Origin of the sequence: Stutzerimonas stutzeri SDM-LAC, assembly GCF_000235745.1 — a bacterium.
GTDB lineage: Bacteria > Pseudomonadota > Gammaproteobacteria > Pseudomonadales > Pseudomonadaceae > Stutzerimonas > Stutzerimonas stutzeri_H.
Window position 1 is genome coordinate 1 of sequence record NZ_AGSX01000014.1, and the last position, 11,988, is coordinate 11,988.

The 11,988-nt window shown below is 53.4% G+C and carries 4 protein-coding genes and 4 pseudogenes; 4 read left to right on the forward strand and 4 right to left on the reverse strand.

The window, feature by feature from the left end; all coding sequences use genetic code 11:
• Positions 1–9: 9 nt before the first annotated feature.
• The 4 genes from fliD to PSTU_RS0101960 all read right to left on the reverse strand — a co-directional run bounded on the left by fliD (position 10) and on the right by PSTU_RS0101960 (position 8,427).
• Positions 10–1,497, reverse strand: a complete 1,488-nt coding sequence (gene fliD, locus PSTU_RS0101945; protein ID WP_019339367.1) for a flagellar filament capping protein FliD — start codon at positions 1,495–1,497, stop codon at positions 10–12.
• A 56-nt stretch (positions 1,498–1,553) separates the two neighbouring features.
• Positions 1,554–1,910 carry a flagellar protein FlaG gene (locus tag PSTU_RS0101950; protein WP_192827003.1) on the reverse strand — a complete coding sequence of 119 codons (357 nt, stop codon included), beginning with the start codon at positions 1,908–1,910 and terminating at the stop codon, positions 1,554–1,556.
• Between the two features lie 69 nt (positions 1,911–1,979).
• On the reverse strand, positions 1,980–3,206 hold the full coding sequence (locus tag PSTU_RS0101955) for a flagellin (protein ID WP_019339369.1): 1,227 nt from the start codon (positions 3,204–3,206) through the stop codon (positions 1,980–1,982).
• Between the two features lie 259 nt (positions 3,207–3,465).
• Positions 3,466–8,427 carry a glycosyltransferase gene (locus tag PSTU_RS0101960; RefSeq protein WP_237709823.1) on the reverse strand — a complete coding sequence of 1,654 codons (4,962 nt, stop codon included), beginning with the start codon at positions 8,425–8,427 and terminating at the stop codon, positions 3,466–3,468.
• Positions 8,428–8,662: 235 nt separating this feature from the next.
• Between PSTU_RS0101960 and PSTU_RS22245 the strand changes: the two are divergent.
• The 4 pseudogenes from PSTU_RS22245 to PSTU_RS20295 form a co-directional block, all read left to right on the forward strand.
• Positions 8,663–8,780, forward strand: a pseudogene (locus PSTU_RS22245) (IS3 family transposase); the annotation flags it as partial.
• Positions 8,781–9,051: 271 nt separating this feature from the next.
• Positions 9,052–10,263 (forward strand): annotated as a pseudogene (locus PSTU_RS21135) (IS3 family transposase).
• A 228-nt stretch (positions 10,264–10,491) separates the two neighbouring features.
• Positions 10,492–11,557, forward strand: a pseudogene (locus tag PSTU_RS20290) (IS30 family transposase); the annotation flags it as partial.
• Between the two features lie 19 nt (positions 11,558–11,576).
• Positions 11,577–11,829, forward strand: a pseudogene (locus PSTU_RS20295) (IS3 family transposase); the annotation flags it as partial.
• Positions 11,830–11,988: the final 159 nt, after the last annotated feature.

Here is an 11,988-nt window from a genome sequence, read left to right on the forward strand (position 1 = left end):
CAAAGCAATTTATCTTTTGGAATTACCCGCCGCCCATGGCAGATTTTCCAGCGAAGCAATAAGGCTGCTTGACGTGTTGGCCAACTGCCCAACCAGCAAGTCCATCGCGTTGAACTGCTTGTAGAGCCGGTCCTGCAGAGAGGTAATGCGCCGGGTGAGATCTTCTTTTTGCTTGTCGATACCGGAGATAGTATCCGTCATCTGCTTATTGCGTTGCTCGAGAATGCCGCCAGTTTCAGTGTAGGGCTTGAGCTTTGCATCCAGTCGGCTCGCAAGGCCTTTTTCGCCAGTGAACAATGCAGGCAGCTCGGTAAAGTTGCTGTCCATTACCTTGCTCAACTTGGCATCGTCGATCTTCAGCGTGCCGTCTTTCTGCGTGGTGATGCCCAGATCAGCCAGCGCACGGAGCGCGCCGTCACTCTGCACATTGGTCAATTCGCTGCGAATCGTCCCCAACAACGTTCGCGCCGTGGCATCACCCACTAGAGCGCCGGTAACAGGCGTTTTGCCATCACCCACGCTTGTAACCTTGGTCTGCGCGTTGATCACGCCGATCAGCTTGTTGTAGCTGTCGACAAAAGACTGGATCTGCTTTTTAACGCCCGCCTTGTCTTCTGCAACACTGATGGTTAGCGGTTCGTTGTCTGCCGTTTTAGCCTTGAGATCGAGCGTGACGCCATCGATGGCGCCTTCGATCGTATTGGTCTTGCTGGTCACCACCATTCCATCGACGGTTATCTGGGCACTTTGAGCCATTTGCAGCATCTTCGGCCCTGGGTTTGCCGCATACGCAGCCAGCGCATCTTGATACTGCGCCGCGGTCAAGCCGTCCGCTTCGGGTTTCTGGACTAGAGCGCTGGTTTCGAGATCAGTCAAATCGAAACGGCCCGCAGCAGGATCTGACGACGTGGCCTGAACGGTTATATCCTCACCCTTGCCCGTTGCTGTGCTGCTCAACACAAGTCGAGCACCGGTGTCGTCCGTAACGATAGTGGCAGACACGCCAAGTTCTACGCCGGCCTTGTTGATCGCATCGCGAATACCGGCCAAGGTGTTGTTGCTTTCGTCGACGTCGATGTTCAGGGCCTTGTCCTGCTGGCCCACCGTTACCGTCAGCGTCCCGCTGCCGAAAGTAGCCGGCTGATCCACCGAGTTCTCAAACGACTGCAACGCGACCTTGCTGCTCGCCGCTAAGCTTTTCACCTCAACCTGATAGCTACCCGCACCAGCCTGGGTACTGGCGGTAATGCCAACCAGATCCGACTTGCTGGATGTCGCTGAGCGCGCCTGAAAAAGGTCAGCCTTGTTTAATGAACCAAGTGCCGTCTGGAACTCACTGATAGCGCCCTTCAAGGCACCGACAGCTGTTATCTGGGTGGTGGTTTTCTTTTCGAGGTTAGCGAGCTGCGTTTGTTTAGGAGCACGCTCAGCCGCGACCATGCTGGACACGATACTGTCGATATCAATACCCGAACCAATACCTGTTACGCCAGCCATAGCCATACCTCGTCAAAAAAATGTTAGCTCTCATGCCGATACAAGAAACGTACCGTTTAAGCCTTGGCTTCGAACATCAAGCTGCGCATTTCATCCAACCGCTCGGTAAGCCGAAGAATCTCCTCCGACGGTATCTGCCGAACGACCTTGCCCGAATCGCCATCGATGACCTGCACAACCACATCGCCGGTCGAATCGTCGACGCTGAAGTTAAGGTCACGCTGGATACTTTGTACCTGTGAACGAAACCGCTCGACCAGATCAGTCATGTCCGCGGACGGTTTCGCATCCGCCGCTTTCTTTTGCTGACCTGGATCTTCAGACGCAGAAAACCCAACCTCCTCGAAGAGGCTGGGTGAAGAACCAGCTGTCATGGGCGATGTGTTTCCGCCCGATATCTTTCCGACGTCCATTGATTCACCTCTAATGAATCAATGGGAACAGAGCTCGCTCTGCCCCCATCGTTAACGCCTTCTGCTCGATTACTGCAGTAGACTCAGAACAGCCTGCGGCAGCTGCTTGGCCTGGGCAAGGATCGCGGTACCAGCCTGTTGCAGGATCTGGTTCTTGCTTAGGTTGGCAGTTTCGGCAGCAAAGTCCGTGTCTTGAATGCGACCACGGGCAGCAGAAACGTTTTCCGAAATATTCTGCAGATTCGCGATCGTGTTATCGAAACGGTTCTGCACGGCGCCGAGGTCTGCGCGCTGGGCATCGATCGACTCGATCGCCTGGTCGATAGCGATGATGGCCTTCTGTGACCCTTCAACTGTTCCGATGTCGATGCCCTGGATATTGGTCGTAACCGCGCCGCTTGCCGTTGGCACATCCGTACTAGCAGCCCCATCCTCTCCTAAACCAAGGAAGACCGAGTTTTCGCTTACGCTGCCGGATCCTGCAGCAAACGAATCGGTCGAAACCAAGTTCAGCGTGCCGCTTGCAGCGCCAGCCGCGGTCGGCTTAAACGCACTTACACCGATATTTGCATCGTTGATAAGGGTGGCCAATTTATCAGTGGCTTCTGCGCCAGTGTCACCCTTATCAATAGTCGCTTTATAGGTGCGAGGCTCGCTCCACCCCTGCCCATTAACGGTAATCGCAATCGTGCCGGAGGTGGTTGCTTTACCAGTAGTAGTATCAAACGTAACAGCTGCACCGCTAACAGCAGTATCCATACTTACAGCGCCACTGGTGTAGGTCGCATCCAGCGCCTTCGAACTCATCTCATCAATTTTGACGCTGATGGTTTCGTTAGCGGAACTACCCACTTGAAAAGTAGTGGTGCCGAAGCTACCGTCAAGCAGCTTCTTGCCACCGAAGCTGGTGGTGTTAGCAATACGATCGAGTTCTTTCTTCAGCTCACTGACTTCAGAGTTGAGCGCCGTGCGCTCTTCACTGCTGTTGGAACCGTTGGCAGACTGCAGCGACAAGTCGCGCATACGCTGCAGCAAGCTGGTGGATTGCTGGAGGGCGCCTTCAGCCGTCTGCGCCATGGAGATGCCGTCATTAGAGTTTTTGACCGCGACACCCAGACCATTCACCTGGCTGGTGAGACGGTTAGCGATCTGCAGGCCGGCGGCGTCGTCCTTGGCGCTGTTGATCCGGCTACCGGTAGAAAGACGCTGCATCGACACCGACAGAGCGTTTGAAGAGTTGTTCAGGTTGCGCTGAGTGTTCAGGGAAGCAACGTTAGTGTTTACGGTCAAAGCCATGATGTGTGTCCTCCATCGGACCTAGCTTGTTGTGCCTGGGTTGCGACCCTAGCCTGCAATGCTCAGGCAACCATTGAGTTCGCATTCGTAATTGATATCGGCGATGCGCCAGGAAGCTTTAGCTAAAAATTTGATGCATTTTGGCGAAGACTGCGAAAAGGCTGACGCAGCAACAAGTAGGCAAATGTGGCTGTGATCGAAGAAAAATTTAAACAGCTGGCCCCTCACGGGGACCAGCTTGATGCAGGGAGCGGAACAGTCAGTGCGAACTGGGCAACCAAGCACTGCGCCAATCCGTCAGCGCTGCGTCTTGAAGCATCCAACCGCGGAGCACAGCGGAGCGCAGTTCATCGCCTTGGCGAGCGGTCGTGTCGAGGTCAGCCAAGTGCATACGGATCGCTTCGACCCAATCCCTGAAGCGATTCTTCACCCGGGTCACTGGTAAACCGCCTCGATAGTTACCTACGTCACTGCAAATGACGGGAAATCCACATGCGCCGTATTCGAGCAGCCGCAGATTACTTTTGCACTCGTTGAACAGATTTTGCTCGAGCGGGGCTAACGCCAGGTCCAAATTCAAGCGAGCCAGCGCAGCGGGATACAGACTGATTTCAACCCCTGCATGAAATTCCTTTACGTAAGGCCTGAGCTTCTCTGGACACATCCCAAAGAAAATCCAGTCCACCTCGCCCGCAAGCGCTTTCACTACGTCGGCAATCAGCTCCAAGTCGCCTGTATGACCGGCACCACCAGCCCAGCCAACACGAGGGCGCTTGCTTGTTCTTCGCTGCCCTTGAAGCCCTAGCCACCAATTAGGCGGAAGCTTGTTCTCAACAACCCGGATATCGTGATGAAAACCGGAAAAAGCATCCGCCAGAGCTTCGGTTGAAACAACGAAGCGATCTACATAACTCAGACCTCTACGGAGCGATTTCACGATATCTTTCGGCATGTGCTGTTTATGTGCGCTTTTCATAGGCAGGTTCGGCAGATAATCGTCCAATTCGTATACCTTGAACGCACGCGAAAATGCCTTCATGCGACGCATCGCTTCTAAACGCTCCTCGCTGATCTGGCGCTGCAACAAGATAACGTCGGGATCGTATCGCTCAAGGTCTGCGACATGCATAAGCCCCATAGACAGCGCACCATCAATCAGGCCGGCGTCCTGCTGCGCCTTGAACGGCTGCATCAGCCGATAATGACCGCAGCCGAACTGATCTGCCGGGTGTGCCAAAACTACGGGCAAAGGCCGCCAGGTCGCTAACGGTCGCCAGGACAGTGCCGTATCGGCTAACTTGAAGCCCCCTGGCTGAACCAGAGAGAAATTGGCGTTATAAGCGGGGTCATGGGCAAGTAACGGCAGCCATTTGGCGTATAAGGCATCCGCCTCTTCCACACTTGAAGCCTTAGGCTCGCTCCCTATCATCATCTTGACTCTAGGCGACCACACCGTCAGGAAACCAGCTTCACGAGCCCTTAGACAAAGATCAACCCCAGCAAGCGTACCGCTTAGCCCAGCTTCATCTAGCCCCCCGATAGCGTTCCAAAGTTCTTTCGATATCATTAAACAGTCAGAACTCACCGCGCTGTAGTTCTGTTCCACTTGCAGCCGCTGCATATATCCGGCAGACGACAGAGCCTCGCCTTCAAACGGGCTTGTTGCAGGTCCTCGCAACCCCAGCACCAGCCCTGCATGGCTAATGGTGCTTTCCTTGTTGATCAGCTCGGAACCCACGATGCCAACTTCGGGGCGAAGAGCGTGATTAAGCATCTCGTCGAGCCACGTTTCGCTGATCACCGCACAACACTGCGAAAGCAGCACCAAATATTCACCTTGCGCAACAGCAGCTGCCTGGTTACATATGGCGTCTTGGCCTGCTTCCTCTGGAAAACGCAGTACACGGATGCGTTGCTCCGCCATCGATTCAATCCCGACCAGCCACTCACGAACTTCTCGAGAGGCTCTACTATGTTCAAGCAAAAGAATTTCATAGTTTGCGTAACGAGTATTCTCCATCACACTAGTAACACAACGCAGCAATATTGGCAGCTGATCTTCCACGGAAATCAAGATACTGACCAAAGGTTTATCAGCATGGCCATAATTTATTAAGTAACGCCCTGGTAGCGAAGTATCGATACTCGCATCCTGGTACCCACGCTCGTGCAGATGATTGATAACAGCTCGCTGTTCTTTCTCAACGTTAACTAGCGCTGGGGCCGATGTGATCAGGAGCGGCTCGTCAACATGACCCATTCCCGCCAAGCCGCCAACATTTACGAAACGCAGAATCAGCTCAAGCTCTAACGCCTCTGGAAATGCCGGATCGAAACTGCCAGCTTCAACCAGCGCTTCCCGACGGAAAATCCAATGTTGCGCCATACCTGCGGGAAAGCTAAGTAAATAGTCGAGATTCATGGACGGGCGGAACGCGCCCCCCAAAGACCCATCTTCCTGGCGGTATAGTTCATCACAATATATAGCACGGAAATCGGCGCCGGCGCCTAAGAGCTCCAATCCAGCCATTAGAAATCCGCCGGAAGTGAACTCATCCCCTGCCTTCACTAGAACAAGCCAATCGAAACTTGCCGTGGCCAGATATTCGTTTAGTTGAAATATCCAGTTGGCTTTGGTTACATTAACAATCCCGCCATCAAAGGACCCGACAAGCGAGTCACTAACAGTGAACACCACAGGCTCGATATTAGCGTAAAGGTTATGCGGCTCCTTAAGCGAAGCAAGGGTTGTCAGAACGTTCTGGCGATCCGCCTCCAGATCCAATAGCAATACGCCGAAGGATGGCCCCTGTCCGCTCTGTTCCAAGCGCTCCTTCACCAAGCGTTTTTGTACGGGCGATAAAACACGCGCTTCTAGCCAGTCTTTTAGACTTGCAGGTTGATTATTTCTTGATAAATCCGAAACTCCAAAACGTCTCAACATCGCGCGCCGACCGCTACGCACAGCTTCACTGCCCAAATCAGAGTGACGCGAATAGAGCTCACTGTAGAGACGGGGATAATCCATGAGCGCATGTTCGGAACGACGCCCATTTGTTGTTTCAGTTTTACGCATGCGAACCTGAACGGTCTCACGTTGCACGTGATGGAAGGGCGTGCGCGCCGCAAGCCGCATAATAAAATCCCAATCCTCCAAGCCACTCAGCGATTCATCGAAGCCACCTACACTGACCGCGATCGACCGAGGACAGGCAAACGTGTTGACCGGGATATAGTTATCAACAAGCAAACGCTCTCGGGAATATTCATCATGAGCATAACGCTGCTCACGAGTCAGCTCCGTACGGACAGTCCCATCCACTTTCTCAATAATGAATACGGCATCCGCATACACGACCCGCCCGGGGTTTGCTTCTATCGCCAGGGCTAACTCCTGAAGGTGATCGGGCAGGAAGCAATCGTCATCGTCCAGATAGGTAACGTATTGGCCGCGCGCCAAACGCAATGCCGTATTTCGTGCCGCTGCTGGGCCCTGGTTACGCGGCTGAAGGATATAAGTAATGGGGAAATCATAGTTAGCGAGGAGTGGCTCAACCGGATCGCCATGGTCGTTGACCAAGACCACCTCGAACCGCTTTAACGTCTGATTTGAAATACTATCTAGCGCATCTAGTAGCAGCGCAGGACGATTGAACGTAGTTAAAATAACAGTAAACAGTACGTCGCTAACCGATTCGAGACAATGCTCGACAGCGGATTCGCTTGGCACGACAGGGAAAAAATCGTTTCCGTAGCAGTAGAAATCGATCAACGCCGATATCAAAGCTGATTCGGCTAAATTTGTAAAAGCTTCCGGCTGACAAAAAAGCCCTTTCTCACCTCTAATTATGAATGGCACATCAAAAACTTGCCGAAAAAAATAGAAATAATAAAATCTCTCCGCAACCTCCCGATTGCAATTTCGATCTTCCGCCACCAAGAACTTCTCAACCTCATTTCCTACATCAGTCAGTTCGCAATTTGACTCCCAAAATATGCCACGCCCACGATACAGCCCACCACCACCCAAATAAACCCGTTTGTCCAGCAAAGTACTTTCTAATGCAACTGTCGAGGAAAACGCAAATATCGCCTCTGAGAGGCGAATTAGGCTGTATGTATCACACGGCTCCTCTGGCCAAATAATCAATATATTCGAGGTAACACTAATCGTTTTTAGGCCATCTATAAATTGCTTATCAACCCCCATCAACTGGTTCACATGATTAGGATGGCAACGGATAACCAGATACGAATCCAATCTTTCTTTAAAATAATTTACAACCTCACGAATCCACTCTAGCTGAGAAAATTTCCAACCCCACCCTTCTGCGGATGCGATCTCGTCAGTCGAACTGGTAAATAACGAAAAAAGCTTTTGATTGGGACCGCGTCTACTTAGAAACTCATTTGCTGGAACTTTATTCTTGGAGTTAAATGCATAGTCAACACGGCCGTTTACCCGATTATGAAAATGCTGCTTTACCTGCGCCGCCTCAGATTCGCTAAGAGCCCGCCCCCGCCAATCATCCCATGCACGTGAAAACCCGACCAAAGAGTGACAATTTTCATTAGCCCGCATAATTCGGGTCTCTTCAGATCGACCAAACTCATGGATAGCGACAGGAATTTTTTCTAACTTTGCAATTTCTAAGACCATTCTGGTAGCAAACGTTCGTCCATTCATCATCAGAATGTAATCGACAGGGTTTATTTGCAGATACTTACGGTAAGCCAAAAGCGCAAGAGCAGTACTACGCAGGTACTGCTTGAATGCAGCGACATGAATCAGATTTGAATAATCGATACTAGCGCACCGCAATTGAGTATTTACCGAAGAACGGCACCAAGAAGCCACCGGAAAACCCTCGAAACAAGCTTCATCAAGCACCGAATCCCTTAGACTTTCGCTCCAGTTTAATACGCTTTCGTAGTCTTCATTAGTCAAATATTCGGTTAAACCGGACATTTCCAAGGAATAGTAACTCTGCCTATCTAAAGCAGCATTATGACAAATTTTACACGCAGCTTCTTTATCACTTTTATTAATCAATTGCCAGTGATGATCACATTGCTCAAAGACGCCGTCGCATACGAGCCAAGAGACATTACCTCCCCGCTGCTTTAGCTGACCCGCAATAGCGATTTCAATTGCGAAATGGTTTACCGAGATACCATAAGCTCGAAAAATCAGGATGTTTTTGCCGCTTATATCGCCCATAAGATACCTTGAAAATAGCCTGGAAAAGGCAAATATTTGACAGTGTCCAGACAAAAGCAAAGTTCGGGCCACATCATCCTACTGCCATTCGGTAAGGCGCTGTCTGTAGTGGACTACCGGTCCCGGATACCGATTTAGGCGAATCCTCGTCATGAAGAGAAGTTCGATGAATAAGCAACGACGTACCGTTTTCGGCCGACAACTGCCTTGGTGTTGGATCAACCTCCAAGACGTCACGCCGAAGAACAAGGCGCTTGACGTCCGAGCAGCAGAAGATCCGAGAGCCGGAAGCCAGGATCAACCGACTGGAACGGGAGAAAACGATATTAAAAAAGGCTATCGCTTCTCTTAATGTCAGACGAACTGCCCGGAGAGTCATCGGCTGACGTTCTCCGCCAAGCCAGATGTCGAGCTAGTGATCAAGGCCCTTGACATGGCCTACGAACAACGCGGCAACCACAGCATGTGTGCTGTTCCACTCGGATCAGGGCTCCCACAATAAATTCAACCGGTCGTCGCAACACCTTTAATCATGGAGGTGTTTATGGGACGACTGAACGAGCCCCCTGAAAGACAGGACACCGTTTCCCCCTTACGATAAGGGATAGGCAAACGGGCATGTTTATGACTAACAGCAGCGACAAGAGTGGTGAGCTACTGGGTCAGGAGCGGCGACGCCGCTGGAGTGCAGAGCAAAAGCTGGCGATGGTTCGCGAGAGTCTTGAACCAGGAAATAGCGTTTCGGTGGTGGCCCGGCGCAACGGCGTTAATGCCAATCAACTATTCCACTGGCGCAAGCTTTACCAGGACGGAAGTTTATCGGCGGTCAGCGCCGGTGAGGCCGTGGTGCCGGCGTCCGTGTTGGGCGATGCGCTCAAGCAGATCCGTGAGCTACAGCGGATGCTGGGCAAGAAGACGATGGAAGCGGAAATCCTCAAAGAGGCCGTGGAGATCGCCCGCTCGCGAAAATGGATTGCGCACTCACCCTTGTTGCCGGGGGACGACCAGTGAAGTGGGTCAGTGAATGTCTCGGTGTGGCGCGCTCGCAATTAACGGCTCGGCTCAAGCAATCGGTATCGCCCAAAGTACGGCGAAGCAGGCCGGTGAACGATACGGCGCTCGTCGCTGAAATCCAGCAACAAGTCAGCGTACTGCCCAGCTACGGTTACCGTCGTGTCTGGGGATTGCTGCGCCGCGCACGTGACACCCATTCGCTACCCGCCATCAACGTGAAACGGGTTTACCGGGTCATGCGTGATCACAACCTGCTGCTTGAGCGGCGCATCAAACAGCCCGGCGTCCCGCGCCGGCATGAAGGCCGTATCGCCGTTAACACCAGCGACACGCGCTGGTGCTCGGATGGTTTTGAGTTCCGCTGCGACGACGGGGCGAAACTGAGCGTGACCTTCGCCCTGGACTGCTGTGATCGCGAAGTCATCGGCTGGGTGGCCAGCCCGACCGGTTACAGCGGTGATGACATCCGTGACCTGATGCTGGAAAGCGTGGAGAAGCGTTTTGGCGATCAACTGCCGACAACACCGGTGCAATGGCTAAGCGATAACGGCTCGGCCTACATCGCCGAGCAGACGCGCCTGTTTGCTCGACAGATCGGCTTACAGCCGGTGACCACGCCGGTACGCAGCCCGCAGAGCAACGGTATGGCAGAGAGTTTCGTGAAGACGATCAAGCGCGATTACGTGGCGCACATGCCCAAGCCGGATCGAGAAACAGCATTGCGCAACCTGAGGATTGCCTTCGAGCATTACAACGAGCAGCATCCGCACAGCGCCTTGATCGCCAAGGGAATTCAGGCGCTTGGCGGCAGCATCAATTTAGCGGGGAGTTGGTGTCCGGTTTGGTAGGGGCAAGTCCAACGACCAGCAGGGTGGATCAGAGTTGACGGAGTGAGGAGCAATGCGCTCGTCAGGTGCGCCGTCACTTCGCCGTGAGATTGAGCGGCTATTTTGGAAGCAGATCGCAACAGGGGTCACAAGCGAAAAGGCGGCAGAGGCCGTTGGCGTATCATCAGCGGTAGGTACACGCTAGTTCCGTCATCGCAGCGGGATGCCATTGTCATGTCGAACCACATATCCGGAGGGTACATGTCGTTCGCTGAGCGAGAAGAAATTGGGCTGCTCCGAGCGCAGAGCGTTGGTGTGCGTGAGGTTGCTCGCCGTCTTGGACGAAGCCCGTCGACAGCTTCACGAGAGCTGACCCGTAACGCAGCAACTCGTGGCGGCCATCCCGAGTATCGCGCTTCAGTCGCAGTGGAAGACGGAGCTGGTTGCCAAGAGACCGAAGCCGGCGAAACTGGTGACCAACCCGCGACTGCACAACTATGTGCTAGAGCGCTTGGAGGACAAGGTTCATAACGCTAATGGCCGTGAGATTGCCGGGCCTCTACAGCCACCGCTCAAGGGACGAAATAAACCACATCGCGGTGACCGTAAATGGGTCAATGGTTGGTCGCCTGAACAGATTGCCAATCGGCTGCAGATCGACTTCCGGATGACGAGTCCATGCGCATTTCTCACGAAACCATATATCAGGCTCTCTACATTCAGGGTCGAGGCGCTCTCAAGCGCGAGCCGGTGAGTTGCCTGCGCACTGGGCGGGCGTTGCGCGGACCAAGAGCCAGGGCGCAGGCCAAAGCATGGACACACGTCAGCGAGGGCTGGAGGATCGTGCTATACCTGGGCATTGGGAGGGTGACTTGATCATCGGTCTGAACCGATCCGCGATCAGGAAGCTGGTCGAGCGCTCAAGCCGACTTACCATGCTCGTTCATCTGCCTCGCGAGGAAGATTATGGGGTTACTCCACGGACGAAGAACGGCCCCGCTCTTGCTGGCTACGGTGCTGTTACCATGACGAATGCACTGAAGAAAGCCGTGACTGGCTTACCCGCTCATCTGTGGCGATCATTGACTTGGGATCGTGGAAAGGGGCTATCAGATCACGTCCGCTTTACCATCGAGTCTGGAGTGAAAGTCTTCTTTGCCGATCCTCACCGTCCATGGCAGCGCGGAACGAACAAGAATACAAACGGCCTTCTGCGGCAATATTTCCCGAAAGGCACCGACCTGTCTCGTTGGAGTGCCCAAGAGATCCAGGCCGTAGCCCATACGTTGCGACGGCCGATTGAACGTTAGCCGACTGTTCCGCCAACGGCTCTGGCGCTACCGGATGCAGCAGAGCATGAGCCCGCAGAGGGAACTGCTGGGACAACGCGCCGATGGAGCGGTTATCACCGACCGGTTACATGACGACCCAGAAGCTCAGCGGGACATCAGCCAGTACCTGGCGCATCGCTACAGCTGGATCGGGCCGCACCAGCTCAACGGCGGGTTGCAGCCTGCGGTAGCCGAAGAAAAACTTCAACCCACTGTCCGGGATGGGTTGACCGCTACAGATCCCCTAGCGGCGGTTGGCCACTTCGCTAACGCCACGCCCATAGTAAAAACTAGTCGAACTTTTCGTACCCATCAAAGACAAACCCCCGACCATCTATTGATGATCGGGGGTTTGGTGTAGAAGCTTGACGATGACCTACTCTCACATG

Coding starts and splice junctions, on each gene's coding strand:
- fliD (WP_019339367.1), bottom strand. CDS start 1,497: ATGGCTGGCGTAACAGGTATTGGTTCGGGTATTGATATCGACAGTATC.
- PSTU_RS0101950 (WP_192827003.1), bottom strand. CDS start 1,910: ATGGACGTCGGAAAGATATCGGGCGGAAACACATCGCCCATGACAGCT.
- PSTU_RS0101955 (WP_019339369.1), bottom strand. CDS start 3,206: ATGGCTTTGACCGTAAACACTAACGTTGCTTCCCTGAACACTCAGCGC.
- PSTU_RS0101960 (WP_237709823.1), bottom strand. CDS start 8,427: ATGGGCGATATAAGCGGCAAAAACATCCTGATTTTTCGAGCTTATGGT.